The sequence below is a fragment of the Jejuia pallidilutea genome, from assembly GCF_002973595.1.
GTDB classification, from domain to species: domain Bacteria; phylum Bacteroidota; class Bacteroidia; order Flavobacteriales; family Flavobacteriaceae; genus Jejuia; species Jejuia pallidilutea.
In genome coordinates, this window is sequence record NZ_PVEO01000003.1 from 183,872 (window position 1) to 210,771 (window position 26,900).

The 26,900-nt window shown below is 34.3% G+C and carries 30 protein-coding genes, 1 tRNA gene and 1 pseudogene; 5 read left to right on the forward strand and 27 right to left on the reverse strand.

The features are described from left to right. Position 1: 1 nt before the first annotated feature. The 17 genes from CLV33_RS06840 to pdxA form a co-directional block, all read right to left on the reverse strand. The gene (locus tag CLV33_RS06840; protein ID WP_105473269.1) at positions 2 to 565 is read right to left on the reverse strand and encodes a 4'-phosphopantetheinyl transferase family protein; all 564 of its coding nucleotides are present in this window, start codon (positions 563 to 565) and stop codon (positions 2 to 4) included. Next, positions 565 to 816, reverse strand: a complete 252-nt coding sequence (locus CLV33_RS06845) for an acyl carrier protein (RefSeq protein WP_105473270.1) — start codon at positions 814 to 816, stop codon at positions 565 to 567. Before CLV33_RS06845 ends, CLV33_RS06840 begins: the two co-directional genes overlap by 1 nt. A gap of 96 nt (positions 817 to 912) precedes the next feature. Then, a complete protein-coding gene (locus tag CLV33_RS06850; RefSeq protein WP_105473271.1) occupies positions 913 to 2,187 on the reverse strand; it encodes a beta-ketoacyl-[acyl-carrier-protein] synthase family protein in 1,275 nt (424 codons plus the stop codon). Between the two features lie 62 nt (positions 2,188 to 2,249). Continuing rightward, on the reverse strand, positions 2,250 to 2,690 hold the full coding sequence (locus CLV33_RS06855) for a 3-hydroxyacyl-ACP dehydratase FabZ family protein (protein ID WP_105473272.1): 441 nt from the start codon (positions 2,688 to 2,690) through the stop codon (positions 2,250 to 2,252). A 47-nt stretch (positions 2,691 to 2,737) separates the two neighbouring features. Beyond that, positions 2,738 to 3,298 carry a transposase gene (locus tag CLV33_RS06860; RefSeq protein ID WP_105473273.1) on the reverse strand — a complete coding sequence of 187 codons (561 nt, stop codon included), beginning with the start codon at positions 3,296 to 3,298 and terminating at the stop codon, positions 2,738 to 2,740. Positions 3,299 to 3,360: 62 nt separating this feature from the next. Continuing rightward, positions 3,361 to 4,155, reverse strand: a complete 795-nt coding sequence (locus CLV33_RS06865; protein ID WP_105473422.1) for an SDR family oxidoreductase — start codon at positions 4,153 to 4,155, stop codon at positions 3,361 to 3,363. A 107-nt stretch (positions 4,156 to 4,262) separates the two neighbouring features. Beyond that, complete coding sequence (locus CLV33_RS06870) at positions 4,263 to 5,315, reverse strand: type III polyketide synthase (protein ID WP_105473274.1); 1,053 nt, start codon at positions 5,313 to 5,315, stop codon at positions 4,263 to 4,265. Positions 5,316 to 5,384: 69 nt separating this feature from the next. Further along, positions 5,385 to 6,101 (reverse strand): methyltransferase domain-containing protein, encoded by a 717-nt coding sequence (locus CLV33_RS06875; protein WP_105473275.1) that lies wholly within the window; start codon positions 6,099 to 6,101, stop codon positions 5,385 to 5,387. After that, the gene (locus CLV33_RS06880) at positions 6,101 to 7,231 is read right to left on the reverse strand and encodes an NAD(P)/FAD-dependent oxidoreductase (protein ID WP_105473423.1); all 1,131 of its coding nucleotides are present in this window, start codon (positions 7,229 to 7,231) and stop codon (positions 6,101 to 6,103) included. The genes CLV33_RS06875 and CLV33_RS06880 overlap by 1 nt, the downstream gene beginning before the upstream one ends. Before the next feature lie 80 nt (positions 7,232 to 7,311). Then, positions 7,312 to 7,761 carry a GreA/GreB family elongation factor gene (locus CLV33_RS06885; protein WP_105473276.1) on the reverse strand — a complete coding sequence of 150 codons (450 nt, stop codon included), beginning with the start codon at positions 7,759 to 7,761 and terminating at the stop codon, positions 7,312 to 7,314. Further along, complete coding sequence (locus tag CLV33_RS06890; protein WP_105473424.1) at positions 7,758 to 8,873, reverse strand: NAD(P)/FAD-dependent oxidoreductase; 1,116 nt, start codon at positions 8,871 to 8,873, stop codon at positions 7,758 to 7,760. The genes CLV33_RS06885 and CLV33_RS06890 overlap by 4 nt, the downstream gene beginning before the upstream one ends. 218 nt (positions 8,874 to 9,091) lie before the next feature. After that, entirely contained in the window at positions 9,092 to 10,444 is a 1,353-nt protein-coding gene (gene accC / locus CLV33_RS06895; RefSeq protein WP_042247930.1) for an acetyl-CoA carboxylase biotin carboxylase subunit, read from the reverse strand. A gap of 74 nt (positions 10,445 to 10,518) precedes the next feature. Beyond that, positions 10,519 to 11,007 (reverse strand): acetyl-CoA carboxylase biotin carboxyl carrier protein, encoded by a 489-nt coding sequence (gene accB, locus CLV33_RS06900; protein ID WP_042240387.1) that lies wholly within the window; start codon positions 11,005 to 11,007, stop codon positions 10,519 to 10,521. 22 nt (positions 11,008 to 11,029) lie between these two features. Then, complete coding sequence (locus CLV33_RS06905) at positions 11,030 to 12,031, reverse strand: beta-ketoacyl-ACP synthase III (protein WP_105473277.1); 1,002 nt, start codon at positions 12,029 to 12,031, stop codon at positions 11,030 to 11,032. Positions 12,032 to 12,209: 178 nt separating this feature from the next. Further along, positions 12,210 to 12,413 (reverse strand): 50S ribosomal protein L32, encoded by a 204-nt coding sequence (gene rpmF, locus CLV33_RS06910; RefSeq protein ID WP_042240381.1) that lies wholly within the window; start codon positions 12,411 to 12,413, stop codon positions 12,210 to 12,212. Positions 12,414 to 12,421: 8 nt separating this feature from the next. Then, complete coding sequence (locus CLV33_RS06915; protein ID WP_042240378.1) at positions 12,422 to 12,958, reverse strand: YceD family protein; 537 nt, start codon at positions 12,956 to 12,958, stop codon at positions 12,422 to 12,424. 63 nt (positions 12,959 to 13,021) lie between these two features. Then, positions 13,022 to 14,080: a 4-hydroxythreonine-4-phosphate dehydrogenase PdxA gene (pdxA, locus tag CLV33_RS06920; RefSeq protein ID WP_105473278.1), complete on the reverse strand. Its 1,059-nt coding sequence runs from the start codon at positions 14,078 to 14,080 to the stop codon at positions 13,022 to 13,024. 63 nt (positions 14,081 to 14,143) lie between these two features. On the opposite strand from pdxA, the gene CLV33_RS06925 reads away from it, so the two are divergent. Next, positions 14,144 to 14,740 carry a riboflavin synthase gene (locus tag CLV33_RS06925; protein ID WP_105473279.1) on the forward strand — a complete coding sequence of 199 codons (597 nt, stop codon included), beginning with the start codon at positions 14,144 to 14,146 and terminating at the stop codon, positions 14,738 to 14,740. Positions 14,741 to 14,750: 10 nt separating this feature from the next. Here the strand turns inward: CLV33_RS06925 and CLV33_RS06930 are convergent, their stop codons facing one another. From CLV33_RS06930 to mce, 7 genes are all read right to left on the reverse strand, one after another. After that, positions 14,751 to 14,945, reverse strand: coding sequence for a PID-CTERM protein-sorting domain-containing protein (locus tag CLV33_RS06930; RefSeq protein ID WP_042240372.1), 195 nt, complete (start codon positions 14,943 to 14,945; stop codon positions 14,751 to 14,753). A 312-nt stretch (positions 14,946 to 15,257) separates the two neighbouring features. Beyond that, complete coding sequence (locus tag CLV33_RS06935; protein ID WP_105473280.1) at positions 15,258 to 16,130, reverse strand: helix-turn-helix domain-containing protein; 873 nt, start codon at positions 16,128 to 16,130, stop codon at positions 15,258 to 15,260. A 368-nt stretch (positions 16,131 to 16,498) separates the two neighbouring features. Continuing rightward, positions 16,499 to 16,831, reverse strand: coding sequence for a hypothetical protein (locus tag CLV33_RS06940; protein ID WP_105473281.1), 333 nt, complete (start codon positions 16,829 to 16,831; stop codon positions 16,499 to 16,501). Between the two features lie 87 nt (positions 16,832 to 16,918). Then, complete coding sequence (locus tag CLV33_RS06945) at positions 16,919 to 17,965, reverse strand: TaqI-like C-terminal specificity domain-containing protein (RefSeq protein WP_105473282.1); 1,047 nt, start codon at positions 17,963 to 17,965, stop codon at positions 16,919 to 16,921. Beyond that, positions 17,928 to 20,675, reverse strand: a complete 2,748-nt coding sequence (locus CLV33_RS06950; protein WP_105473283.1) for an Eco57I restriction-modification methylase domain-containing protein — start codon at positions 20,673 to 20,675, stop codon at positions 17,928 to 17,930. Before CLV33_RS06950 ends, CLV33_RS06945 begins: the two co-directional genes overlap by 38 nt. A 188-nt stretch (positions 20,676 to 20,863) precedes the next feature. Beyond that, a tRNA-Ile gene (locus CLV33_RS06955) sits at positions 20,864 to 20,937 on the reverse strand. Positions 20,938 to 21,013: 76 nt separating this feature from the next. Continuing rightward, complete coding sequence (gene mce, locus CLV33_RS06960) at positions 21,014 to 21,418, reverse strand: methylmalonyl-CoA epimerase (protein ID WP_105473284.1); 405 nt, start codon at positions 21,416 to 21,418, stop codon at positions 21,014 to 21,016. Positions 21,419 to 21,502: 84 nt separating this feature from the next. On the opposite strand from mce, the gene rbfA reads away from it, so the two are divergent. After that, the gene (gene rbfA, locus CLV33_RS06965; protein ID WP_042240354.1) at positions 21,503 to 21,898 is read left to right on the forward strand and encodes a 30S ribosome-binding factor RbfA; all 396 of its coding nucleotides are present in this window, start codon (positions 21,503 to 21,505) and stop codon (positions 21,896 to 21,898) included. A 90-nt stretch (positions 21,899 to 21,988) separates the two neighbouring features. Beyond that, positions 21,989 to 23,119, forward strand: a complete 1,131-nt coding sequence (locus CLV33_RS06970) for an ABC transporter permease (protein WP_317045158.1) — start codon at positions 21,989 to 21,991, stop codon at positions 23,117 to 23,119. Between the two features lie 192 nt (positions 23,120 to 23,311). Here the strand turns inward: CLV33_RS06970 and CLV33_RS06975 are convergent, their stop codons facing one another. Together CLV33_RS06975 and CLV33_RS06980 are read right to left on the reverse strand one after the other, a co-directional pair. Next, positions 23,312 to 24,439, reverse strand: coding sequence for a C1 family peptidase (locus tag CLV33_RS06975; protein WP_105473286.1), 1,128 nt, complete (start codon positions 24,437 to 24,439; stop codon positions 23,312 to 23,314). 208 nt (positions 24,440 to 24,647) lie between these two features. Continuing rightward, positions 24,648 to 24,923, reverse strand: a complete 276-nt coding sequence (locus CLV33_RS06980) for a SelT/SelW/SelH family protein (RefSeq protein WP_105473287.1) — start codon at positions 24,921 to 24,923, stop codon at positions 24,648 to 24,650. A 50-nt stretch (positions 24,924 to 24,973) separates the two neighbouring features. Here CLV33_RS06980 and CLV33_RS06985 point away from each other — a divergent pair, with 50 nt between their 5' ends. Continuing rightward, a complete protein-coding gene (locus CLV33_RS06985; protein ID WP_042240348.1) occupies positions 24,974 to 25,192 on the forward strand; it encodes a hypothetical protein in 219 nt (72 codons plus the stop codon). 23 nt (positions 25,193 to 25,215) lie between these two features. After that, positions 25,216 to 25,497, forward strand: a pseudogene (locus CLV33_RS06990) (type II toxin-antitoxin system RelE/ParE family toxin); the annotation flags it as partial. 323 nt (positions 25,498 to 25,820) lie between these two features. Here CLV33_RS06990 and dusB read toward each other — a convergent pair. Next, on the reverse strand, positions 25,821 to 26,813 hold the full coding sequence (dusB, locus tag CLV33_RS06995) for a tRNA dihydrouridine synthase DusB (protein ID WP_105473288.1): 993 nt from the start codon (positions 26,811 to 26,813) through the stop codon (positions 25,821 to 25,823). Between the last annotated feature and the right edge of the window lie 87 nt (positions 26,814 to 26,900).

Consider the following 26,900-nt stretch of genomic DNA (forward strand, 5'->3'; position numbering starts at 1 on the left):
ACTAACAAAAGGCGTAAGCCCCGTAATTGCCGTGGTGGGTTAAACTTAAGGGCTGTACTTTAGATTTTACATGAATGCTTGGAACACCGTGTCTTGAGGTTGAAATTTTAAGGTGTGTTTTGGAAACACCAAACACATTTGCTGCTGCTTTTAAAACGGTATTTCTAATAGTTTTACTCTGCGCTTTAGCGGTAGTATTTTTAAATTTGATGACTTTTGAAGTGATGGGTTGCACATCCAACCGTGCTTCAGAAATAATGTAATAAGGCGTTATTTGGGTGGCAACATAACATGTAAATGTTTTAAACCTTACCATACTAATAGCGCCTTCAGTACTACATTCAAACCCTTTAGGATTGTAAAACCTACTTGGATGTTGCTGCGTGTACAATTTATAGGCAGCTTCCTTCATGCTCCATAATTGCCAAACCATCAAAAAAGGGGTTTCAGCATTACGAATCGTAAACTGCTCTTTGGTTGTGAATAGCTTTTCTAAAAATCGTGGACGTTGCCAGTTAGATGCGCTTTTGGCTTCGTTAATATCAACAATATCGTTACCAACCATTACCCTGCTAGTTTGGTATTTACAATAGCCATTGCGGATTTTACATCTAGCATTTTTTCCATGTCCTCATTTTCTAGACGGATATCGAATTCATCTTCAATATCAAGAATAATATCTACCAAGTTTGCAGAGTTTATTTTTAAATCTTTCACAAAATCGGTGTCTTCTGAAAGATTTTTAAAAGCGTCTTCATCTTGAATGTAAGGCTTAATTATCGCTTTTAGCTTGCTTATTAATTCGTTATTCTCCATAGTAATTTTTCTTATGCTAAGTTACGAAACACATCATAAAAAAGACCTTACAGGTTTTAAAAAACCTATGAGGTCTAATAAATCTATTTAATAGGTTTAAAGTGTAAACTTTTTAAACACAACACAAGCATTAACATCACCAAAACCAAAACTGGCTTTAATAATAGTATTGAATGTTGTTTCTATTTTTTGCTGCGGAATTTTTTCGAAATGCACTAAAGCTGCAATTTCTGGGAGTATGTCCTCACAATTAATATTAGGTGCTATAAATTGTTTTTTAAGTTGAATAACGCTCGCCACACATTCTATAGCGCCTGCTGCGGCCAAACAATGGCCAACTAACGACTTTGTTGAGTTTATATAAGGGAATTCATTACCTTTTCTATGTAGGGCTTTCGTCCAGTTTTCTACTTCTAACCCGTCTTTTGATGTTGCTGTTAAATGACCATTAATTACATCAATATCATGTGCAACAACTCCAGAGTTTTCCATGGCCTTAACAATACAATGTTGCACAGCAGTAGGGTTTGGTGCTGTTAGCGTACCACCTTGACGTTGTCCGCCAGAATTTACCGCGCCACCCAAAACCTCAGCATAAATTGTAGCACCGCGTTTTAAAGCACTATCTAAAGATTCTAAAACCAATGCGCCTGCGCCACTTCCTGGTACAAAGCCACTAGCTGTGGCACTCATAGGGCGAGACCCTTCTTTTGGACTGTCGTTGTGTTTGTAAGTCATTACACGCATAGCATCAAAACCGCCCCAAACATAAGGGCCGTGGTCGCTACAACTGCCAACCAACATGCGTTTTGCTTTACCATGTTGTATACGTTCTAAACCCATAAGTAGTGCTTCGGTTCCTGTACTACATGCCGAAGAATTTGTAGTAACTTGGTTGCCTAAACCCAACATACCGCTTAAATAGGCACTTACGCCACTGGTCATGGTTTGCAATACCACAGTACTTCCTAATCGGCGCACATTGCCTTCATCTAATTTGTAAATGGCTTCTCTAAATTTTTCAACACCAGAAGTTCCTGTTCCAAAAATAAGCCCTGTATCTGCATCCAACTCACTTTCGGCATTAATATTGAAACCAGCATCTTTCCAAGCATCAATTCCTGCAATGCAACCGTATAAAATGCCCGAACTATTAAATCCTCGCAACTGCAAATCAGTGAAATATTTTGATTGTAATGCTTCTGAAATATTAGGAATTCCACCTATCTGACAAGAAAAATTTAAATCTTTTAGTTGTTGATGGAATGTAATGCCTGATGTTCCGTTTTTTAACGCTTCGGTGAATTTTGCAACACCAACACCATTTGGTGCAACTACACCTAATCCCGTAATAACTACTCTGTTTTTCATGCTTTTAACATTCCTAAAATTAATCCTTTAACCACCAATTCTCTTTTTGAAAATTTTATATGTTATTTTATCATTAGCATTCCTGCTATGTCTCCTCTTGCTACCAATTCGCCTTTTGAGTTTAGCAGCTTCACTTTACATTTTAATTTATGAAACCGAAAAACTTGTTTTTCTGAAATTACCGTTACTTTTTCTTCAGGCAAAACAGGCAAATAAAAATCCATTTGATGCGATGTTAATGCAATTTTCGGATTTGTAGTTTGGTTCAATTCGTCTTTGAGTAAATAAATACCCAAGCATACCAAACCTATTTGTGCCATACATTCGGTTAAAATAACTCCTGGTGTTATGGGATTATTTTTAAAATGACCTTTATAAAACGATTCGTTTTTTTTGAAGGTGTAGTGTCCAGTAATTCCATGTTCTGAAATTTCATCAATACCATCCACAAATAAAAATGGTTGTTGATAAGGTAAAAGTGCTATGATTTGTTTTTTATTCATAAGTTAAGTAGACCTCACAGGTTTCAAAAACCTGTGAGGTCTTAAATTTATTCTAGTGTTATTAAGTTATTAATGACTGTTTGTTTAAATTGATGTGTATATATAAAATTGGCTTTATCTTCAAACAATCTCAAAACATAGTCGCGCAATAATTTTGTTTCCTTGTTAGACAACATAGCTTTATAAGAAGAATGTTTATACGTTTCAAAACCTTTTATAAACCCATGATGTACTGGGTTTGTATGAATATAAACTATAATATTTTTAAGATATGTTTCGTTTTCAATTTTAATCCTTGAAAATCTATCTTTAAATAAACTCCCTGTTCTGTTATAAGCTTTATTTATAGATTTTGAATAGGCGTTAAATAGGTTTGAAAAGGATTGGGATATTTTTTTTGCTTCTATATTTTCCTTAGTCTTAATTAATAAGTGAAAGTGATTTTTTAATAAGCAATATGCTAGAATAAAACAGACACTACTAATATGTTTATCCATCAAAGTTAGAAAATAAGCATAGTTTTTTTCTTGAATAAAAATATTTTCTTTATTATTTCCACAATTGTAAATATGAAAATATGAATCGGGTAAGAGTACTTCGTATTTCATTTCTAATAAAATTTAGACCTCACAGGTTTCAAAAACCTGTGAGGTCTTATCAAAACGTATTTTTAACTCAAATGTTCCCCGCCATCCACAGGAATAATGGTTCCCGTAATCCAAAAAGCTTCATCTTTACTTAATAAATACACCACATTTGCTACATCTTCAGGAAGCGTTAAACGTTTATTCGGATTTCTAATTAAACTGTGTTTAATGATGTTTTCGCTACCTGGAATCATCCGTAAGGATGCTGTATCTGTAACTCCTGCTTGAATGCAATTAGCTTTTATGCCAAAAGGTGCAAACTCTAAAGCTATGTTTCTAGTTATGGCTTCTAGGGTAACTTTTGCCGCAGAAACCGCCGCATAATTTTGCCATGCTTTGGTATTGCCTTCACTTGTAAAACTTATAATTCGCGCATCATCGGCAAATAATGTAGCTTCGAAAACAGCTTTTGTCCAATCGTATAAACTAATGCCCATGGCGTTTATAGTTAAAGCAAAATCATCATGTTTTAAAACTGGTGTGTCTTCAGAAATCATAGGCTTTAAATTTCCTTTAGCGACACTATGTACCAGCGTTTTAATTTTTCCTTGAGTTCCTAATTCTGCTTTTAAGGTTTCAATTACTACATCACGCTTTTCAGGTTTAAAAGCATCTGTGTTAAACGCTTTAAACTGAATATTTTCTTGTTTTATAGTGTTAAACGCTTCTTGAATTTCGGTGTCTTGCATACGCGGATTTCGGTGTACAATACATATATTTAACCCATGTGTTGCTAGCTTTTTTGCTGTAGCTAAACCAAGACCGCTACTGCCTCCCAAAATTAAGGCCCATTGGTTTTTATTTTGAAATTCTTTCATTTTATATAATATAAACATCTTATGTCTAAGACCTCACAAGTTTTGTAAATCTCTGGAGTCTATCTAATTATCAAGATACTGAATTAAGTTTAGCATACCTAAATTTGTTACCACTCCAACAACACACGTTGGGCGGAAAATCCTGGGCCAAAACTTAGCATAATACCTTTATCGCCTTTTGGTATGTCTCTTTCCATAAACCGTTCTAAAACATATAATACAGTAGCACTACTCATGTTGCCGTATAATCTCAAAACCTCTTTGGTATCATCTATATTTTTACCTAAAACACCAAACAAATCTTCAACGGTTTGCACTATTTTTTTTCCGCCTGGGTGAAATACTAAGTGATCTACATCATCAATGGTTAGGTTGTTTTCTTCTAAAAACGGATGGATAATGTTGGGGAAATGATCTGCAATAGTTTGCGGCACTGTTTGGTCTAGTACCATTTGCAAGCCTGTATTTCGTAATTTGAACCCCATCATATGGTTGGCATCGTAAAAATGGTACATGGCTTCATCTTTAATTTCAGGACCTACTTCATCTTTATAAGACGATAGAATAACACTGGCACAACCATCACCAAAAATGGCTGCACTTACAATGTTTACCATAGAAAAATCTTCTAACTGAAAGGTTGCCGTTGGCGACTCTACAGCAATAACAGCGGCACGTTTGTTGGGGTTAGCTTTTAAAAAATTCTTCGCATAAATAATTCCTGAAACACCGGCAGCACAACCCATTTCTGTTACGGGCAATCGTACAATATCCTGCTTCATTTTTAGGCTATTTATTAAATACGCATCTAACGAAGGAATCATAATTCCCGTGCAACTTACGGTGATAATATAATCTATATCTGTAGGTTGTAAACCTGCTTTATCTAAAGCTTTTACTAAGCTTTTTTCTGCAAGTTTTATACTTTCGCGTATATAAATATCATTTTTTTCTTCAAAAGACGTATTGAGAAATACCTCCTCGGGATTCATTATAGAGTAACGTCTATCTACCGCAGCATTTTCAAAAATTTTAAGCACTTTTCGTTTAAAACGTTCGTCTTGCCCTTTCAACCATAATTCTACAAAAGGCAGAATATCTTTGGTTTCTCGTGTATATTGCGGTAATTGTTTTGCTACCGATGTGATTTTTACTGCCATATATAATATTAGACCTCACAGGTTTTAAAAACCAATGAGGTCTTTAAAACAAAAGGTTTTTTATTTAATTCATTTAGTATTAAAAATAAGCCATTGGTAACGAAATGCCCATTTCCAATAGATTTTTGATGTAAGGTTTAATGTTTCAGAAAGTTTTTCTAAATCTTCTCTTTTAAAAGCGCGAAGAATAGAGGTTAAGCCATCCTGAACAATCATATGATTTGAAATTAACAAACCTAATAATTTAAATAAACCATATGCTAGTTTACTGCGGTGTAAGTCGTTAATAACAATACCCAATTTGGCTTCATACGATAGGTGTTGCAATAAATTTACAATCTCTCCATCTTTAAAGTGATGTAGAAAAAGGGTGCTAAGTACTATATCGAATTCTAAATTTAGAAATGCTTCGGAAAAAATATCTATATTTTGAAATGTAATTTCGGGATAGTTAACCGATAATTCATTAGCATAATCTATCGCATCTTGGTTGGCATCTATACCAACTAAATTAAAACTAAATTGATGTTTACGACCATATTCTGCCACCAACCTTAAAATATCGCCATGGCCACAGCCTAGATCTACAATAGTATAGGTTTTGGCTTTGGGTTGATTATGTAACAGCTGCTTAATGCCGTTTAAGGTAATTGTATTACCTCCAAGCCATTTGTTAATGCTGCCTAATTTATCGAGCGTATCGCGCAATAATGTGCCTTTCATAGAAAAATCGTCCATGATTTCGGTGGCGTTACTTCGGTATGAGGTATCTACAAATAAAGCCATTAAACATTCATAGGTTTGCCGTGTGTTATTCTTATAATTTTTGGTATTAGAAACGGAAACGCAGCAAGTATAACCAATAGTTTTGGCGCTAACCAATTTTGCCTAAATAAGTAAGCTATACTATGCCCAACTTTTAGCCTTAGGCTAAAGGTTTTTTTCCACTGTTTTGTGTAACGTTGCTCTAATGTACTACGTGTTTTAATTTTTCCTTCAAGATAATCAATTATTAGTTTTGAAGCTAATTGGGCACTTCTAATTGCCATTCCCATACCATTACCACATAACGGATGTATCATACCCGCTGTATCGCCACACATAATAATATGATGTGCTACTGGCTGTTTGGTTTCAAAAGAAATTTGACTGATTGTGAGTGGTTTTTCAAACTGAGGTGTTGTGCTTTTAAATAGCGCTTTTAACTTTTTATTTTTGAATACAACAGCTTCCTGAAACGCTTCTATATTTTTAAACATTTTAAACGCTTTAAAATTGGTAATATAACATAAGTTAATATGATTATTCTCAACTTTTGAAACCCCACAATAGCCTCCTTTAAAGTTATGTAATGCCACTTTATCTTCTGAGAAATGCCCTGTAACATGTATTTTAACGCCCAAATACGGCGATTTCTTTTTTATGAATTTTCGCCCCAATTGCACATCTAGGTTAGAACGTTTCCCGTAGGCGCCAATAACAATTATAGATTGTAAACATCCGTTTAATGAAGTTTCAACCTGAAAAGTGTCTGCTTTAAAAACTACATTAGTTACAGTATCCTGAAGCACTGTAACCTTGTGCTTTAGTGCCAATTTATAGAGCTGAAAATCCATTTCGTAACGGCTCATTCCAAAGCCACCAAGAGGTAATTTGGCCTTTATACTTTTATTATTGTGCGTTGTTAGTTCAAAATTAGTTATGCATTTTGCGCCAAATTCAAAAGGGTTAAATCCTAAATAGTTAAAATATGGTAACACCTCGTTAGACACATATTCACCACAAACCTTGTGTTTAGGGTACTTGTTTTTTTCAATAAGCAATACCTTATATTTTGCTTTTGCTAAATGAATTGCACTGGTTAAACCTGCTAAACCGCCACCAATTATAATAACATCGGTTTTATTTGTTTTCATTACATTTTTGTAATGCATACGTTACGCTTCTTAATTTTTTTGTTTAAGTTACGTAAAAGCGTAATGAGATTTTAGTTTTTTTATATTATTTCTAGAATTGTGAATTGTTGAGTTCTAAACGTAATGGTATCACCTACATGTTTAGATAAAAGTAGTTTACCAATAGGCGTTGCAGCAGAAATACCATAAAATAATTGGTTGTTAATTTGTAGTTCGCCTACGCTTACCGCAATAAAATAGTTGGCTGCAGAGGTTTTTACAATACTGCCTAGAGCTACATTTTTATGCGATAGTTCTGGATTAATTTTTTGTAAAATCTTTTGTTGGTTTTGTAGATCTGCCAGTTGTTTTCCTGCTTTTTCCCGCTCTAATTGTAACATAGCACGACCTGTTTCATGTTTATCGCCCGCACTACTTTTTGTTTCAGATAGCAATGAATTTTGAATATCTGAAATTGTATCCTGTATGGTCTTTAAACGTTGGTTCAGGAGGTTTTGGCATTGTTTATATAATTCTTGTTTTATATTCATAGCGTTAATTCTGCCAATTCCTTACCTATTAAACTACCAACAGCAACACCCATACCTCCTAGCCTTACACCGCAAAATACATTGCTTGATACCTGTTTTACAATAGCTTGTTTTTGATTGCCCACACCCATAATACCGCTCCAACGGTGTTCAATCTCATAAGTGTAATTAGGCAAAATAGTAGTGCTTAAAAGCTTTTCTAATGCATTTTGAATCGTTGCTGTTTCTCCCAATTGCGTAGTTGTTTCCCCCTTAAAATCTAAATGCCTACCGCCTCCAAGTAAAATTCGGTTATTTACATTTCTAAAATAAAAATAGCCTTTATCTAAGTGAAATGTGCCTTTTACATTAAGGTCTGCAATAGGCTTTGTTATTACTATCTGCGCTCTAGCAGGCTTTACATCTTCTTTTAATAATTGTGAAGCAAATCCGTTAGTAGCAATATATAATTTTGAAGCTGAAAACTCGAAGTGATTTGTTTTTATACGTATTGAATTATTAGCCTCTATAATGTCTTCAACCAAAACCGCATTTAAAATTTTAATACCTTTTGATTGTACTAGTTTAAGAAGCGCATCCATCATAGCTCCAGTATCAATTTGTCCTTCAAACTGATTGAAAATGTAATCGCTCTCTATATTTTTAAATTTAAAAATATTATCCTTTAAGCTAAATACATCATCTTTAAAAATTGGTTTAAGTAATTTATTAACAACTGATTTACGTGCAATACAGGTTTTAAATAATGCTTTGTTTTTTTCTAAGAACAATTCGTAACCACCTAATTGTTGAAAATTAAGTTGTTTGTCGCCTAAGGTTTGTCTTAACAATTTTAATCCTTCTGCTCTTTTCTTTACCAATTGAAACACCTCTTCTTCGGTATGCGATTTTAAATCTTCTAGAATTTCACTTAAGCTCCCAAAACATGCAAATCCTGCATTTTTTGTACTGGCACCTTGTGGTAATATGCCTTTTTCTAATATGATGATTTTTGCTTTAGGGTACAATTCTCTTAATTTTAAGGCACAACTAAGACCAACAATACCACTACCAACAATACAAAAATCGATGTTAGATAACCATGACTTTATTTCCCAGTAAGACAACTGCATCATGCTAAGTTAGAATTTTAAATTGAAATTTTAAATGGCATTAAGTCTTGTGGCTGTATTTTTTATGTAAAAAAATGAATAACAACCCTTAGGGAATAAAACTTATGTGCTTTAAGGTTACCAACATTGCGTACCCCTAGCAGTAACGCTGTAAAAAACCTGTTTGCTTAACGCAGGTATGTAAAAAAAAATCCCGATTTACATCGGGACTTCATTATTTATTCTTCAACTTGCTTTTGCATTTTAAAATCTTCCATAAACTTGGTAGTGTAATTACCAGCCAAATAATCTGGATGATCCATGAGTTGCCTATGGAATGGTATTGTTGTTTTAATACCCTCAATTACAAACTCATCTAAAGCACGTTTCATTTTATTGATGGCCTCTTCTCTTGTTTGAGCAGTGGTTATTAATTTAGCAATCATGGAATCGTAATTTGGCGGAATAGTATAGCCTGCATAAACGTGGGTATCTAAACGTACACCATGACCTCCTGGAGCGTGTAATGTAGTGATTTTTCCGGGTGATGGCCTAAAACCATTATAAGGATCTTCAGCATTGATACGGCACTCTATAGAATGCAGTTTAGGATCGTAGTTTTTACCAGAAATTGGCACGCCCGCAGCAACTAAAATTTGCTCTCTAATTAAATCGAAATCTATAACTTGTTCTGTAATTGGGTGCTCTACCTGTATACGGGTATTCATTTCCATAAAGTAGAAGTTGCGGTGTTTATCTACTAAAAATTCTATAGTACCAGCACCTTCGTATTTTATATATTCAGCGGCTTTTACGGCTGCAGCCCCCATTTTTTTACGCAATTGTGGCGTCATAAAAGGTGAAGGTACTTCTTCTGTTAATTTTTGATGGCGACGCTGTATAGAACAATCTCTCTCTGATAAATGACAGGCCTTACCACGAGAATCGCCTACAATTTGAATTTCGATATGGCGCGGTTCTTCAATGAGTTTTTCCATGTACATATCGTTGTTACCAAAAGCAGCTTTACTTTCCTGTCTTGCAGAATCCCAAGCTTCTTTAAGATCTTCTTCCTTCCATACGGCACGCATACCTTTACCACCACCACCTGCACTAGCTTTTAGCATTACGGGATAGCCTGTTTTTTTAGCGATTTTTTTGCACTCCTCGAAGGTTTCTATAATACCATCGCTACCAGGAACACAAGGTACGCCTGCGGCTTTCATAGTAGCCTTAGCGTTTGACTTGTCTCCCATTCTATCTATCATTTCAGCCGACGCACCAATAAACTTAATACCATGTTCTTCGCAAATTTCTGAAAATTTAGCATTTTCAGATAAAAAACCGTACCCTGGGTGAATGGCATCTGCATTTGTAATTTCTGCGGCAGATATAACGTTAGACATTTTTAAGTAAGAATCTGTACTGGAAGGTGGCCCAATACAAACGGCTTCATCGGCAAACTTAACGTGTAAGCTTTCTGCATCAGCAGTAGAATATACCGCAACCGTTTTAATGCCCATTTCTTTACAGGTTCTAATAACGCGTAGCGCAATTTCCCCTCTATTGGCAATCAATATTTTTTTAAACATAAGCTCTACAAATTTTCAAAATTCAAAAAACAAATCCAAAAAAGGTGTCTGGAGTTTGAAATTTGATTTTTACATTAAGACGGATCTACTAAAAATAGCGGTTGATCGAATTCTACCGGAGAGGAATCATCAACTAAAATCTTAACTATTTTCCCAGAAACCTCAGATTCTATTTCGTTGAAAAGCTTCATTGCTTCAATAATACAAAGTACATCGCCTTCAGCAATAGTTTGCCCTACCTCAACAAATAAAGGTTTATCTGGTGATGGTTTTCTATAGAAAGTTCCTATTATAGGTGATTTTATTGTAATGTATTTCGACGTTTCGTCTGTAGCTTCTTTAGGTGCCGCAGCTGCTGCAGCTGGTGCAGGCGTTTCTGCAACTGGTGCAGGTGGCGCTTGCGCTACTTGTGGTGCTGCAACTGGTGTATATTGTACGGTTGGCGCATCGTTATCTGATCCTGTTCTGATGGTGATTTTTACGTCATCCATTTCTAATTTAACCTCGCTTGCCCCAGATTTTGCAACAAACTTAATTAAGTTTTGAATCTCTTTTAAATCCATAATTCAACTATTGATTTTAAAGTTAGTTTTTAGAGTTATAGGCCCATTTTAAATAAATGGCACCCCAATTAAATCCGCCGCCAAAAGCAGCAAATATGATAGTATCACCTTTTTTAAGTTGTGATTCGTAATCGTTAAGTAATAATGGTAAAGTGGCTGATGTGGTATTTCCATATTTTTGAATATTCATCATCACTTTTTCTTCTGCTAAGTTTATGCGTTGTGCTGTGGCATCTATAATGCGTTTGTTGGCTTGGTGTGCCGCTAACCAGTCTACAGAATCTTTATCAAGATTGTTGCGTTCTAGTATTTTAACAGTAGCATCGGCCATATTAAAAACAGCATTTTTAAATACGGTTCTCCCTTCTTGAAATGCGTAATGCCCGCCTTTTTCTAAAACCTCTGGGGTTAATTCGTGAGCTGAACCGCCATAAGTAGCTTGTAAAAATTCTCGCCCTGTACCGTCGCTCCTTAAATATTCGTCTTTAAGCCCTAAATCTTCGGTTGTAGGCTCAAATAATACAGCACCAGCACCATCTCCAAAAATAATACAGGTTGCCCTGTCTTTGTAGTTTATTAGAGAAGACATTTTATCGGCACCTATTAAAAGTACATTTTTGTAGCGCCCGGTTTCTATATAAGCTGAAGCTACAGACATACCATATAAAAAACTGGAACATGCAGCATCCATATCGAAGGAAAATGCATTTACAGCTCCAATTTTAGCAGCAGTGTAGGCTGCGGTAGACGCGGCTTTCATATCGGGCGTTGCCGTGGCTACAATTACCAATTCAATATCTTTTGGGTTTAGCCCTTTTTTATTAATTAAGTCTTGGGCTGCTTTTATTGCAAGATAGGAAGTACCTTCGCCTTTCTTTTTTAAAATACGGCGTTCTTTAATGCCAGTTCGTGAAGTAATCCATTCATCGTTAGTATCAACCATGGTTTCAAGAATTTGATTGGTTAATACATACTCTGGAACATAGGCTCCAACCGCGGTAATTGCTGCTGAGATTTTACTCATACTTTTTAATAAATTTGAACGAAAAACGCTCTAAATGAATCAAAATTGACCAATTTTTGACGAAAAATAGGAAATTTTGAATAATTACAGTGCAAATTAAGGCTTTTTTGCCGTATAAAATACATATCATAAAAAAAACGCCCACAAGTGAGCGTTTTAATATATGCATGCATAATACTTATGCTAAATTTTCGGTTTCTTCAGAATTATCTATAAGCACTTGCCCTCTGTAATACAGTTTTCCTTCATGCCAATGTGCTCTATGGTATAAATGAGCCTCTCCTGTTGTAGGACATGTAGCAATCTGTGGCGCAGTTGCTTTGTAATGTGTTCTTCTTTTATCTCTTCTTGTTTTAGAGATTTTTCTCTTAGGATGTGCCATTTTTTATGTTATTTATCCGTTAATAGTTTTTTTAATGTATTCCAACGCGGATCTATATCCTCGTCTGTTTTTTCTTTATTATCCTTTGGACTTAATTCTTCAAGTTTTTCGAGTATTTCAGAACCTAATGTACCATCTTCAACTCCAGGATGTACACGCTTAATTGGTACTGCTAGTACTATAAGTTCGTATATGTATTGCTGGATGTTAATTTCATATTCTCCATGAGGCAATATAAGGATATCAATGTGTTCATCATTGTATGCTTCTCCAAACTTCACAACCAAATCAAAACTATTATGTAGGTTTTGGTTGTAAGGTTCGTTGGTAACATCGCAGTTAACGTTTACGAATCCCGAAATTTCAAAATGTAATTCTAGCAACGTTGATTTTTTATTTAAAACAACATTTACACTAACATCTACATTGTTAAATTCTTCATACTCAAAATAATCAAAGAACGTTTGGTCTATTTTATACTCAAAATTGTGATTTCCTTGCTTTAACCCTACAAAAGGTATAGCATATTCTTTCATTGGCTTCATAATCACATCTATTTTGAGCCTGCAAATATATAAATTTTTTAACTTAAGCCAACCTGCTTAATGTTATTTTTTTATGCTGGCTTTTCTTGGTTGTTTTTTCAGGGGGTTTGCTGTAAGTTCCTCAAAATCACATCGGTTTCTATAAATTTGAATTCCCATAAACAAAGCCTCCTTAAAAGAGCTTTCGTCTGCCACTCCTTTTCCTGCTATTTCGTAAGCTGTACCGTGGTCTGGCGAGGTTCTAACGCGTGTTAATCCTGCTGTGAAATTAACCCCTTGGCCAAACGACAGTGTTTTAAAGGGAATTAATCCTTGGTCGTGATACGATGCTATTATGGCATCAAAATTTTTGTAGTTATTAGAGCCAAAAAAACTATCGGCGGCATAAGGGCCGTACACTAATTTACCCGCTTCCTTTATTTTTTTTAATGTTGGTCGCATTATATCGTCATCCTCACTGCCAATTACACCATTGTCTCCAGTGTGCGGATTAATTCCTAAAACTGCAATTTTAGGTTTTACTATTTTAAAATCTTTACGCAAGGTATCGTAAACGGTGTTTATTTTCTCGGTAATTAATGCTTCTGAAATGTGTTCTGATACGTCTTTAACAGGAACATGATCTGTAAGCAGGCCCACTTTTAGCGTATCGGTTACCATAAACATTAAACTATTTCCGCCTAATTCCTTGGCCAAATAATCGGTATGCCCAGGAAATGTAAACGCCTCCGATTGTATGTTGTGCTTATTAATTGGTGCAGTTACTAAAACATCAATTTGCGCTTCTTTCAAGGCTTTTGTTGCGCTTTGGAGCGATTTTAATGCGTATTCGCCTACTTTAGTGTCTTCTTGTCCAAAATTAATGTTTACAGGTTCTTTCCAACAATTTAAAACATTCACTTTACCATGGGTTAAATGGCTAATATCATGAATGCTATTAAATTCTATTTCTGAATTAAAATGCTTTTTAAAAAAATGCATTACCTTAATTGAAGCAAAAATTACAGGTGTACATAATTCCAGAATTCTAGAATCCTCGAAGGTTTTTAAAATAATCTCACCACTTATACCATTTAAATCTCCAACAGAAATTCCAACAACAATATTTTCTTGATTCTTCATTAATAAGCTTATTTTTGTACGTAATTTTAATGTGCAAATTTAACCAAATAAACGCATAATACTATGTTTACGGGAATTATTGAATCTCTTGGGAGTGTTACTAACTTAAAAAAAGACCAAGACAACCTACATATATCAATTAAAAGTAATATTACGAACGCATTAAAGATAGACCAAAGTGTTGCCCATAATGGTGTGTGTTTAACCGTGGTAAACATTAATAATGATGAGTACACTGTTACTGCAATTCAAGAAACTTTAGATAAAACAAATTTAAAAAGCCTGCAAGTTGGAGACATTGTGAACTTAGAACGCGCTATGAAATTGGGCGACAGGCTAGATGGCCATATTGTACAAGGGCATGTAGACCAAACCGCTGTTTGTACTTCTATTGAAAATGCCGATGGCAGTTGGTTTTTTTCTTTTGAATATGATGCTGCGCTAAATAATATTACAATTGAAAAAGGCTCTGTAACCGTTAATGGTACAAGTTTAACGGTAGTTAATTCTGGTACCAATACGTTTAGTGTGGCAATTATACCTTACACCTACGAGAACACCAACTTTAAAACTTTTAAAAAAGGAACAGTGGTTAACTTAGAATTTGATGTTTTAGGAAAGTATATTGCTAAACTCATGGCTAACAGCCAAACAAAATAATAAAAGCTTGCTATTTTTTTAATAGTTTCTTTCCGCCATAGAACAAAGCCACTAAAGCGCCTACAAGAACACCGCCGTCAATAGGAAGACCAACTGGAGGAGGAGGTTGGGGAGGTGGAGGCAAACCGCCACCTTGTGCAGCACATACAACGCTTATTAATACAAATAAGATTGAGGCTAATATTCTTTTATTTTGTATCATCATGGGGACGCAAATGTATAAAAAAAAGCAATTAGTTAAGCATAATTGGTTAAAAAAACATCCATGAAGTGCTAATAATTATCGATAAAATGCAATTTTGTTTAGCAAACTCCTATTGTTTTAACGTCAAAATACCTTAAAAAAGTATAAATGCATGTAAATTAATCCCTTTGTTTTTACATAATTACAGCAACAAATATATAAAAGATTTAATCACATAGGTTATTTCAGTATTAAAATATTATCATTTGATAATTATACAACACTTAACAGCAATAACACCTTAAGCAAAATTACATCAACTTTTACAGGTTGTTAGGTAGATAAAAATGCACTAAAATTACCCTCCATAAAACGTGGCGGAAAATTTAAGCCTAATTTTTTTTGAAGGGCTATATCTTCCCAAACCACTTTTAATCCTATTTGTAGGTTTAAATTGTAGTTGTCATCGCGCTCGGTATAGCCTCCAAACAAATAATTTTCTGTATTTAAGTCCATAAAAAACCTAAAAAACTGAGCCATAACATAAAAAATGGTATCGTTACTATCTCCCGTAATATCGTATCTATAAAAAATGGGGCGTTCTTCTAACCGGTAGTTTACTAAATCTTCTGCTCGAAGATCCTTATTGGTAATTTCCTTTTGCTTTAATTTAAGATAAGTTGTTTGCTTTAAAGGTAGCACAATGCAGTGCCCTGCGTAATATCCAGATTTTCCTGTAATTACCAAATTTATTTCTGGTAATAATGTAATAGCTTGTTTTATTAAATTGGTATTAACATAATGGTTGTCTCCTTTTTGCCAGCCTATAAATTTTTCAATATACTTAATATCATAATCAAAATCTATAGTTCTAAGGTTGTCTGTTGTAACTTGAATTTGGTCTTTATACCAACTTAGTTTGGGTAGCGCATTTGTTTGCTCCGAAAGGGAATATTTATTTATTTTAAAATCGTAATATGTTGGAATTGGCACTGCGGCATTCAAATTATGAATTAATTGATACGGCATTAATGTTTCCAGTACAATAGTCTCCTCTTTTTCTGATTTTATTAGTGTTTCGTTTTTTTCCCACCGTTGCAAAGTTCTTAAATCCACATTTAGGCTACTAGCTAAATTTAACTGCGATAGCTGGTAAAAAGCTCTGTAATCTAAAAAGAGGTCGCCTATGGAATTATACCTTTTCATATTTAGCTATTGGTTAACCTTGTAAATATAGCAAAAAGGAAGCGTTAACATAATAGTTTAAAAAAACAACTGACACAGTATGTCACCAAACAATTAAAACACCTCATTTATATTTGTACCGTTAAGAGAAAGTAACAAACTAACTTAAAGTTACACAAGTAGTTGATTAAGGTTAATTAATAGCAAAACGTTAATTCTCAAGTAAAGGCAACGCAAAAAGCGTTGCCTTTACTATTTAAAGCAAAATAATTTACGTTTTACTAATTGAATAACTGTTTCTAAAGATTAAAAATGATTAATTTAAATAGAAATACGTTGCCTATGTATAAAAGACTTAATGATAAAAATCAAGAAGTTTTAGAGAACAATTAGGTATCTATTTCTTCAACGTTAAAATATTGAGCGAATGGCTTTTGGTTGTCAAATTTTCCATGTGGCTTAACCATCATAAAACAAGATTTAAAAAAATAACCCTGTGCTGTACAAACTATTTCTACACGTGGATTTCCAAATTCAGCTCTTCCACTAATTATAGTTAAACGTTCAACCCAAAAAAACAAATGGTTATATTTATTTTGTTGTTCAAGCATTTTTTCAAATTGATTGGCTGTTACTAATTTACCCTGTTCAATTTGTTTGCCTGCTTTGTGTGTTGCACTTCGTATTACACCAATTATTAAATTCTTATCAATCTTTTTCATGAAGTAGCTTCTTCCACAATGTGTATTTACTCACTTTTTATTTATTTGTAAATTAATGTGTTCGTGAATCGCTTTTAAATCCTTTACTTATTTTGTAAAATCTTCAACAATGGCGATTTCTTCTTGATTCAGTCCGTACAATTCATAAACCATTTGGTCTATATCCTTGTCAGTTTTATCAATTTCTGCTTTTAATTCCACTGCTTTTTGTTTTTGCTCGTTAAAATACTGCATCCATTCGGCTTCTTCGCTTAATGTTAGTTTTTGATATGCCAAGGGAGCATTTGCCAAGGGAGCATGCTCCCTTGAGGTGTCTTTTGCTGCCTTTTTACGGGCTTTTTCTAATTCTTTTAGAAATTCTGCAAAGTCTAACTCGTGCCAGTTTTGGAGTTTTTTGGAAGCTTTTACAATTGTGAATTTGGATAATAGTAATGTCAAAAATCGATTAATGTGTGACTGATAATTTGTGTTTAAGTCTATTAATTTTTGTGCTTTATTAATATATAATTCTTTATTTAATCGAACAGTGTTGGGAATAGGAATAGATTCAAATGCTAATTTGGTTAAATTTGTATTTGATTCGCCAAAATATAGATTATAAAAGTAACTTATTAAATTCGAATTTAATACTGCTAGATAGAACCTCACATCATCATCTGAATTATTAAGATTTACAAGGTTTGCATTGGGAAAAATAATTTTATTTGTTAAATCGACAGTTGCAAAAATTTTGTTTTTATTCTGCCCAACTATTCTTTGAAGAATAATTTTTGGATTGAAATGCCAACTTTTAGTTTTATTATCAATATTTTTTGCAAAAACATATTTTTCAACTTCATCAATGTAGTATCTGTGAATATCTCTTCCCTCAAGATATTTTATACAGTATTTACTTAAAAAATCCGAAGATTTAACCTCGTTGGCGTTAAATATCCCTTTATCGTATATGTTATTTTCTTCTACAATGTTTTTAGGTACACTCATCCACCCTTTATGTAAATTTAAATATGTTCCAAAAGTATTTTCCAAAGAAATTAATTTATCAATTATTGAATTGGTGTTAATTATTATTTTGCTATCATATTTTTCTTTAATATCAGATTGATTTAGAGTGTTTTTGATTCCTAAAAACATCAAGTAAACCTTTATATTTTAATTGTAATGATTTATCTACAGTTTTTAAAATTGTTTTATTTTTTTCATTAATAACTTTTGTTATGATAATTATTGAAGTTTCAGTATTTACATCATTAAATGGATAAAATCTGTAAGGAAAATCAATAATTTCATTTATTGAGGTCTCATTTATTAAGTAATTCCTTAAGTTTTTAAAACTAACGTTCGTGAAATAAGAATTTGGTGTTATAAAACCAATTTTTCCACTTGAAATTAAAAATTCATTAATTGATTTGTATAGAAAAATCTGATATAAATCCATTTCTGAAAATAGCAAATCATTAAATCTGTTCCAATAAAAATTTCTATCGATTTCATCAATTTGTTTTGTGCCAACATAAGGCGGATTTCCAATCACCACATCAAAACCACCAGTATATTCAGGTTCAAGTGCTTTATCTACAGGTACACACATGCTGTCTATAATGGTTTGTAATGTATTACTGTGTGGTGGCAACTCGTGCTTTTGGCGGTTGTTTTGTATGTAACGCAAGGTATTGTCTAGCTGCTCTTGTGTAGTTACTTCTTTTGGTGTGCTGTATTTTTGGGACCAAAGTGGTTTGCGTTTTTTATTTTCCAAGGGAGCATTTGCCAAGGGAGCATTTGCCAAGGGAGCATGCTCCCTTGTGATAGGAACGTGCTCTCTTGTTTTATTAACTTCTTTTGCTGTTATGGCTTTTATTTTTTGCATTATAGATGGTATTTCTTCTATATCGCAAGCTATTAAAAGGTGTATGTGGTCTGCGCAAATGTTGTAGGCTAATAGGTTTAATGCATCTTCTTTTACAATATCTGCTATGGTTTGTGTTATTAATAGATCATCTTCTGGTGTAAAATAAATGACATTAGGATACGGATTTGTACCTGCATCGCGTCGTTCTCTTACTTTATATTTCTTCATCCTAGCACTGGTTCGGCTATCGTGTATAGCGGTAGTGATATGGTATATTTTTTTGTTCTTTTCTTTAAAAACTTCTGGAAATTCGTTTTGCCAATTAAAGGCCTTATCGCCTGCAACCGTTGGGTCGTCAATTAAACTGTTACCACACTTAATGTTGTTGTTTAAAGACGTTAGTTTTCTGCCTTTTTGTGCTGTGCGTAACCAAAGTGAGAGTTTTGCAATTTCTACACTTTCTTCATTTATATCTACACCGAACAAATTGTTTTCTAAAATGGCATTTTCTACTTCGCTTAATACCATTGCATCTCCAAACAATTTGGCTTGTAATTCGTCTATGTATTGATGTTCTGCAATTAAAAACTCTAATGCTTGGTTTAGAAAAGCACCACTACCACAAGCTGGGTCGCAAATGGTAATTTGCAATAACCATTTTCTGTAATCTTCTAATTTCTGAGATAGTTTTTTTAAAGTCGCTTTTTGCCTGCCTCTACGTTCTTTCTCGTATTCTGCTTCTTGTATGTCAAGTTCGGTTTTCTTTTCCTCGCAAAGTTTACCAACGGTATTATCTACGATGTATTTGGTAATGTATTTTGGCGTGTAAAAAACGCCGTCTTTTTTACGTTTCGATGTCTTTATCTCTACTAAGGGAGCATGCTCCCTTGAGGCTATTTCCGCCTGTATTTCATCAATATCGTTTAAGGAATGCTCAAAGATGTGCCCCAGTATATTAACGCTTACTTCGCTCTCAAAATCGTAGTTGCTTAAATTAAGGGTGTGCTTGTATAGTAAGTCATCATTAATTTTGATGTTGTCTAAAATATCATCTGGTGCAAATAAACCGCCATTATAGGCGAAAATGTCATGTTTTTGTCCTTTGTGTCCCGTGTTCATGTAGCCAAAGTATTTTTGAAAACGGTTGTATAAGGGGAAATATTCGTCGTATTTATCTTTTAAGTCGGTCCATTGGTTAATTATAGCACGAATTGAGTTTGGTGGTAATAACAATCTATCTTCTGCAAAAAAGATAAACAGAAAACGGTCGAGTAGTTTTTGGGTTTTCTTGAATAACGTTAGTTTGTCGTATTCGGGATTTTCTTTCTGTATGGCATCAAAAATCTCGTTCCTAAATGATGCATAATCTTTGTATAATTTTTTGGTGACGTTTTCTTCTTGGGTTAAAGATTCGTTTTTTATCTTTTTTGGAATATCGTTTAAAAGATACTCGGCAGATAAACACAAATACAAGATATTAAAACGTTCTTTTGATAATTGGAATAGATTGAATTCTTCAAACTCTACGGCATTATCTATATAAAAACGCAACTTTTCGAAATTAGACGTAATGACGTAATTACAACCAGGTTGATTGTTTTTGTATCCAAATGCTTGGGTTTCTACTCTGCTTAAATCGGTTGTGTTTGTACCTTTCAGCTCAATTACGGCAAGTACTTTTGCCAATGGAGCATTTGCCATGGGAGCATGCTCCCTTGAGAGTATAGCACCATCTGTTTTTCTAGAACCTCTTATGTTTTTTAATTCTGTGGTGAGATTAAAATTAGGCGTTGGGTTTTTGGTATAGCCTAAAACATTAACAAAAAGGTCAATCAAGAATTCACCTTGGTATTGTTCTTCTTTAGAGTTTCTAATATTCTCTTGTATGGTTGAGTTATGAAAATGCTCTGTAAATTTTTGGTAAACTTTATTTACTTTTTCGGTGTCTAAGCCTTTTAAGTATTTATTTAAAACAGAATTTTGGTATAAACTCATGGCGCAATAAAAAATATTAAGATATATCTTACGCTAAAAATACTATTAATATCTAACTTGACAACAAGAAATTAAATTTAAGAAAGCAACCCCATGAATTTTTGAGTTTACTCGTCCCCTCGTTCGTCCCCTGCTATAAAAAAAGCCTTGCAAATACCTGATTTACAAGGCTTTATACTTCATTAAAGTGGTCCCACCTGGGCTCGAACCAGGGACTTTCTGATTATGAGTCAGATACTCTAACCAACTGAGTTATAGGACCTATTAGTTATTACTAATATCACTCTTTTAAAAGAGAGTGCAATATTACTATATTTCTAAAAACTCTACAAGAAAAATTAACCCTTTATCTCTTGGCAAAGTTCAATTAAAACACCATTAGTGGATTTTGGGTGTAAAAATGCCACCAATTTATTATCTGCTCCTCGCTTAGGAACAGTATTCAACACTATAAAATCTTCTTTTGTTAAACGTTCTATTTCAGCCTCAATATCGTCTACATCAAAAGCAATATGATGAATACCTTCTCCTTTTTTTTCTATAAACTTAGCTATAGGACTATCTGCTTTTGTAGCTTCCAATAATTCTATTTTATTTTCACCTACTTTAAAAAATGAGGTACTAACACCTTCGCTTTTTACGTCTTCAACTTTATAATGAGGTGTGCCAAATAGTTTTTCAAAAAGTTTATTGGCGTCTTTTAAGTTTTTTACAGCAATACCAATATGTTCTATTTTGTTCATTAAATTATACTTTTAGAGAAAGATACAAAATATCCTGTATTTTTGTAGTGTGAAAACCCACAAAGGGTACTAAAAAAATATGACGTGGAAGAAACTCAAAGACAAAAAAAAATAGGTTCGGTATTACAACGCGATTTGGTTGATGTATTACAGAATGCAGCAACACAGGGCGGTATGCGCGGCATCATCATATCGGTATCAAAAGTAAAAGTAACGGTAGATTTATCGGTAGCCAAAGTGTATCTAAGCATTTTTCCTAACGATAAAGCTAAAACACTTATTGAAGGTATACGAAGTAACACACCATTAATTAGGCATGAATTGGCGCAACGCACTAAAAACCAACTGAGACGCATGCCAAATCTAGAGTTTTTTATTGATGATTCTTTGGAATATATAGACCGTATTGAGCAGTCGTTAAAAGGTAAAGAGAACCCGCTTGAAAATCCTGATTTACTCGATAAAAGAAAAAAATCGTAATCGGTTTTTTGGTGAATGAATGTACCACACTACATAGCTAAACGTTATTTACGCTCAAAGAGTAGCAATAATGCTATTAACTTTATTACCATGATTGCACTTACGGGTGTAGTTTTAGGTGCGGCATCCTTATTTGTAGTACTTTCTGGTTTTGCGGGCTTAAAAGACTTTACGCTCCAATTTTCTACAATTGTAGACCCCGATTTGAAGGCCGAAACCACCATTGGCAAATCTTTTATACTTACCGAAGCACAACGACAAGAGCTGAATAACATTAACGGTATTTCACTTTTTTCTGAAGTTATAGAAGAACGCGTTGTGGTACACGCCGATGGAAAAAACTATCTGGCCAGTATTAAGGGAGTAGACAAAAACTTTAACAAGGTAAATGCAATAGATTCGGTTATTCCGCACGGCAATTGGTTAGAACAAAATACCAACCAAATTGTGGCGGGTTGGGGTGTGTCCCAAAACCTATCGTTTGGTGTTTTAGATTATGGCAGACCCGTTAATATTTATGTACCAAAACCAGGAAAAGGGCAAATAACCTCTACCAAAAACGCCTTTAATACCGTACACGCCATGAATGTTGGTATTTTCGATATTAACGAAAAACTTAATGATACCTACGTGTATGCCCCTATTAGTTTGGCACGCCAATTGTTGAATTATCAGCCAAATCAAATTTCTGCAATGGAGTTTAAGTTAAACGATAATACAGACGAGGCAGCTATAAAAACACAAATACAGCGCATTTTAGGAAATAACGTTACGGTAAAAAACCGCGTACAGTTAAACGATGCCCTTTACAAAATGTTAAACAGTGAAAATCTATTAATTTATCTACTGCTCACGTTGGTTTCGGCATTATTAATCTTTAATGTTATCGGTTCTATTATCATGATGATTTTAGAAAAAAAACCGTCACTAAACACACTTTTTAATTTGGGAGTTCCTATAAAAAGCATGCGAAAAATTTTCTTTATTCAAGGCTCTGCTATTACACTTATAGGGTGTATTGTAGGGTTGTTTTTAGGGTTTATCATAGTACTTTTACAACAAACCTTTGGGCTTGTGCCTATAACCCCAACCCTAGCGTATCCTGTAAGCATTAAGTTAGAAAATTTTATTATTGTGTTTTTAACCATTTCGGTTTTGGGAGTACTGTCCTCTAAAATAAGCGCTACAAGAGTAACTGAAAAATTAGTTACAAATCATTAATTTTTTTTGGGCGAGTTGCCATAAAAATGGCAAACAGGCTTTCCGCTGTATCTTTTTAAAACGTTATGGCGAGAAGCGAGCAACATTATAATCTTAAAAATTGCACTGTAAACATAAACTTATGTTATGCTTTATTTTAAAAAGGATGCCGCTGCAATCCTTCTCGCGGGGTGTGTTTGCAAATGTAGTGTCTTAATGTATATTTAACTTACCAGCAATGGTTTTGGACAACGCATCTTTATGTACCGTAATACTAATTGCCTTTAAACGCATGTAACTTTCGCTAAAATACACATAGCCACCATTGGCGTTCCTAGAGGCGTCTGTACCCCAACTGTTTTTAACCTTATAATATTTAGTGCCATTTTGGTCTTTTAAAAGCCCTGTAATGTGCATTAAATGGTCGTCGGTAGTAGTAAAGTTTTCAAATTCCTCTTGTCGGTACGCTTGGGTAATTTGCTTTTCAGGGTAAATAGCTTCTAAAGCCTTTTTATCGTTCTCAACAGACTCTGGAATTACGGCAACACCACTTTTGGATGAGAATGTCCGTTCGCTCACATCACAATCTAACTCTACTGTAAATCCGTTTTTTAAGGCATTATCAATAGTTACCATCATATCATCTAAAGGCAGGTTGTAAAAACTTCCATAGCTCCAGTTATCGGGAATATTCAAAATAAATTCAGCATAAAAGGGCGCTTGGGTAAACGAGGTAATGCTCACATAATCCTTTGGCTGTAATGTGGTCATTTCTAAAAAAGACTGTGGGGTATGGGTTTTTCCATCATACTCAAAAGTTTCAGGGTTATTACCCAAATAAACCGAAAGTACCGCATCTACCGCAGGTTTCCATTTCTTGCTTAACTTTTTACCAGGGTTGTCTACATATGTATCCACCATACTTGTTAAAACAGCCACAAGTTCTGCATGGTTATGGTTGGTTTCACCATCCAATAAACCAGTATAAGCTGTATGGGGCACCAACCCATATTCTGCAACAGAATTCAATACATCGTGCGCTAAACCACCTTCACTAAATTGGGCTTTGCCTTGTCGCATCACATAATTATCGGCTTTTTTAGGATAAGTATTTCTAACGGTGTACATTTCAGAAAGGTCTATGCGCTGTCCTATAAGTCGCATTATTTCAGATTCTAAAAAAGAGGTACTGGAAAAACTCCAACATGTGCCCGTGCGACCTTGACTAATAACTGGTGTTGTTTCTAAATTAATAACCTCGGTAAATTTGTAGGGCTCTTGTGCTTGAATTGTTCCTATTGAAATTAAAATTCCGAAGCATAAAAATACTTTTTTTAACATTGCAGATGTGTGTTTAAAACTTGGACAGCTAAGTTATAAAAATGATGAGACTTAAAACCTGATTTGTTTAGAAAAACAGAAACGTTGTTATGCTATTTTTTTGAATATTATACCTCACTTACCGGCATCTATTTGGACGGTAGTTGTTGTGTTTAATTTCCCGCTTTGAAAACGGTGGTGTAAGGGCAGGTTAAAAGCAGGTAAGACCTTATTTTTTTCTATCAATATGCCCCAAACTTTTATTGGGGGCAATTATATCCCTTACTCGCTTTTTTAAGGTCGTAATTTCAGGAAAACTACCCATCTCTTTTCTAGACCATATTTTTTCTTCATTGGCGTAAACCTCAAAAATACCACCAGTGCCTGGAACTAAAGTAAGTTCGTTAACCTCCTCGTTAAAAGTTGTAAGTAATTCTTGAGACATCCATGTGGCACGCAATAACCATTGGCATTGGGTACAATAAATAATTTTGTTGTGCTTCATGCTAGGATTTGAATTGAGATATTTAGTATATTTGATTAAAAGAGGGAGTTATGGATATTAAAACATCAAAAATCGAGTTAGTCAAGATGATTCTAAACATTGAAAGTGACGAATTTATCAAGAAGATTTCCGATTATGTGAAAAAAGAAAAAAAGGACTTCTGGAATGAGTTAAGCCCTCAAGATCAAGCTGAAATAAAAAAAGGAATCAAACAATTAGAAGAAGGAAAGAGAACTTCTTACAATGATATTCTTAAAAAGATTTCTTGATGGAAGTTTAACTATCTGACTTAGCTAATGAAAAATTCCTCGCACTTATTGATTACCTGTTAAGGGAATGGAATTATAAGGTTAAGGAAGAATTCATTGCAAAATTCACTGATAAAATAAATCAAATATCTTCACAGCCTGAAAGTTGTCCTCAATCAATTGATTTTAATGGACTTTACAAATGTGTCGTGACAAAGCAAACAACATTTTACTACCAAATAAAGTGGAGTGATGAAGAAATTGAAATTATCACCATTTTTGACGCAAGAAAAGATCCTGATAGCTTAAACGATGATCTGAATTAGCACGAAAGCACAACAAAGTAACGTGCATATCGCTGGTGAATTCAATTGCATTGAATTCTCAAAAAACCATTCCGCTTCTCCCCTAATTGAATTTTAGCTAATTTTATCCAACGCTTCACGACACGTTGTAAGACCGATAAGGTCTTTCATAAGAACATCAACTTTTTTCAATTAAACAAAACGAATAGTTCTCGATACATTTCCTTATGTCTCGGTATCACTAGAACTGACACTCCTTTTAGGATTTTTAGTAAAAATATATACCACATTTATTGGGAACAATTTCTGTGTTTGAGTGAGAATTCCCCCTTTGGGGTTGGGGCTTACATAAACTGATAACCTGCAAACTTTTCCAATACCTCATCAAAAGCAGCAAATACATCTTCGGAATGATCGCTAGTTACCATTTTCATACGGTATTCCTTAAAGTGTGGAATGCCTTTAAAGTAGTTGGTGTAATGGCGGCGGGTTTCAAAAACGCCTAAGGTTTCGCCTTTCCAATCTATAGCCATTTGTAAATGGCGGCGTGCCGCTTCTACACGCTCTTCCAAAGAAATGGGTGCTAAATGCTCTCCTGTGTTGAAGTAGTGTTTTACTTGCTTAAAAAACCAAGGGTTGCCTATACTGGCACGACCTATCATGGCGCCATCTAATCCGAATTCATCACGCATTAAGGCCGCTTTTTCGGGGGTATCTACATCGCCATTTCCAAAAACGGGAATATGCATACGTGGGTTGTTTTTTACCGCTGCAATGGGTTTCCAATCGGCATTACCTTTATACATCTGCGCACGGGTTCTACCATGAATTGCAATGGCTTTACAGCCCACATCTTGAAGTCTTTCGGCAACCTCAACAATTTTTATGGAATCGTGATCCCAACCCAAACGGGTTTTTACAGTAATAGGTAAATTGGTACGTTTTACCATTTCTGCAGTCAATTTTTCCATTAAGCACACATCTTTTAAAATGCCTGCTCCCGCCCCTTTGCTCACCACTTTTTTTACGGGACACCCAAAATTAATATCGATAATATCTGGATTGGATTTCTCAACGATATCAATGGTTTGAAGCATACTGTCTAAATTTGCTCCAAAAATCTGAATGCCTACAGGACGTTCTTTTTCATAAATATCCAGCTTCATAACGCTTTTTGCTGCGTTACGAATTAAGCCTTCACTAGACACAAATTCGGTATACACCACATCGGCACCTTGCTCTTTGCATAAGGCACGAAACGGCGGATCGCTAACATCTTCCATTGGTGCTAAAAGCAATGGAAAATCAGGAAGTTCTATGTTGTCTATTTTTACCACAATTTTTTATTGGTGTGCAAAATTATAGTTTTTATAGCGAAAACGCACATAGAATATGCCAGTTATGAAGTTTTTCTTTTAAATGAT

Excerpts from the sequence above, each read along its gene's own strand:
- mce (WP_105473284.1), bottom strand. The coding sequence starts at position 21,418 with ATGAACAAAATAGAACATATTGGTATTGCTGTAAAAAACTTAAAAGAC.
- CLV33_RS06935 (WP_105473280.1), bottom strand. The coding sequence starts at position 16,130 with ATGAAAAGGTATAATTCCATAGGCGACCTCTTTTTAGATTACAGAGCT.
- CLV33_RS06855 (WP_105473272.1), bottom strand. The coding sequence starts at position 2,690 with ATGAATAAAAAACAAATCATAGCACTTTTACCTTATCAACAACCATTT.
- CLV33_RS06970 (WP_317045158.1), top strand. The coding sequence starts at position 21,989 with ATGATTGCACTTACGGGTGTAGTTTTAGGTGCGGCATCCTTATTTGTA.
- CLV33_RS06875 (WP_105473275.1), bottom strand. The coding sequence starts at position 6,101 with ATGGCTTTATTTGTAGATACCTCATACCGAAGTAACGCCACCGAAATC.
- CLV33_RS06905 (WP_105473277.1), bottom strand. The coding sequence starts at position 12,031 with ATGAGTAAAATCTCAGCAGCAATTACCGCGGTTGGAGCCTATGTTCCA.
- accB (WP_042240387.1), bottom strand. The coding sequence starts at position 11,007 with ATGGATTTAAAAGAGATTCAAAACTTAATTAAGTTTGTTGCAAAATCT.
- CLV33_RS06865 (WP_105473422.1), bottom strand. The coding sequence starts at position 4,155 with ATGAAAGAATTTCAAAATAAAAACCAATGGGCCTTAATTTTGGGAGGC.
- CLV33_RS06945 (WP_105473282.1), bottom strand. The coding sequence starts at position 17,965 with ATGTTTTTAGGAATCAAAAACACTCTAAATCAATCTGATATTAAAGAA.
- pdxA (WP_105473278.1), bottom strand. The coding sequence starts at position 14,080 with ATGAAGAATCAAGAAAATATTGTTGTTGGAATTTCTGTTGGAGATTTA.
- CLV33_RS06870 (WP_105473274.1), bottom strand. The coding sequence starts at position 5,315 with ATGGCAGTAAAAATCACATCGGTAGCAAAACAATTACCGCAATATACA.
- CLV33_RS06940 (WP_105473281.1), bottom strand. The coding sequence starts at position 16,831 with ATGAAAAAGATTGATAAGAATTTAATAATTGGTGTAATACGAAGTGCA.
- CLV33_RS06985 (WP_042240348.1), top strand. The coding sequence starts at position 24,974 with ATGGATATTAAAACATCAAAAATCGAGTTAGTCAAGATGATTCTAAAC.
- CLV33_RS06860 (WP_105473273.1), bottom strand. The coding sequence starts at position 3,298 with ATGAAATACGAAGTACTCTTACCCGATTCATATTTTCATATTTACAAT.
- CLV33_RS06975 (WP_105473286.1), bottom strand. The coding sequence starts at position 24,439 with ATGTTAAAAAAAGTATTTTTATGCTTCGGAATTTTAATTTCAATAGGA.
- CLV33_RS06915 (WP_042240378.1), bottom strand. The coding sequence starts at position 12,958 with ATGAAGCCAATGAAAGAATATGCTATACCTTTTGTAGGGTTAAAGCAA.
- CLV33_RS06890 (WP_105473424.1), bottom strand. The coding sequence starts at position 8,873 with ATGCAGTTGTCTTACTGGGAAATAAAGTCATGGTTATCTAACATCGAT.
- CLV33_RS06845 (WP_105473270.1), bottom strand. The coding sequence starts at position 816 with ATGGAGAATAACGAATTAATAAGCAAGCTAAAAGCGATAATTAAGCCT.
- CLV33_RS06930 (WP_042240372.1), bottom strand. The coding sequence starts at position 14,945 with ATGATGATACAAAATAAAAGAATATTAGCCTCAATCTTATTTGTATTA.
- CLV33_RS06950 (WP_105473283.1), bottom strand. The coding sequence starts at position 20,675 with ATGAGTTTATACCAAAATTCTGTTTTAAATAAATACTTAAAAGGCTTA.
- CLV33_RS06880 (WP_105473423.1), bottom strand. The coding sequence starts at position 7,231 with ATGAAAACAAATAAAACCGATGTTATTATAATTGGTGGCGGTTTAGCA.
- rpmF (WP_042240381.1), bottom strand. The coding sequence starts at position 12,413 with ATGGCACATCCTAAGAGAAAAATCTCTAAAACAAGAAGAGATAAAAGA.
- CLV33_RS06885 (WP_105473276.1), bottom strand. The coding sequence starts at position 7,761 with ATGAATATAAAACAAGAATTATATAAACAATGCCAAAACCTCCTGAAC.
- accC (WP_042247930.1), bottom strand. The coding sequence starts at position 10,444 with ATGTTTAAAAAAATATTGATTGCCAATAGAGGGGAAATTGCGCTACGC.
- CLV33_RS06925 (WP_105473279.1), top strand. The coding sequence starts at position 14,144 with ATGTTTACGGGAATTATTGAATCTCTTGGGAGTGTTACTAACTTAAAA.
- CLV33_RS06980 (WP_105473287.1), bottom strand. The coding sequence starts at position 24,923 with ATGAAGCACAACAAAATTATTTATTGTACCCAATGCCAATGGTTATTG.
- CLV33_RS06840 (WP_105473269.1), bottom strand. The coding sequence starts at position 565 with ATGGTTGGTAACGATATTGTTGATATTAACGAAGCCAAAAGCGCATCT.
- CLV33_RS06850 (WP_105473271.1), bottom strand. The coding sequence starts at position 2,187 with ATGAAAAACAGAGTAGTTATTACGGGATTAGGTGTAGTTGCACCAAAT.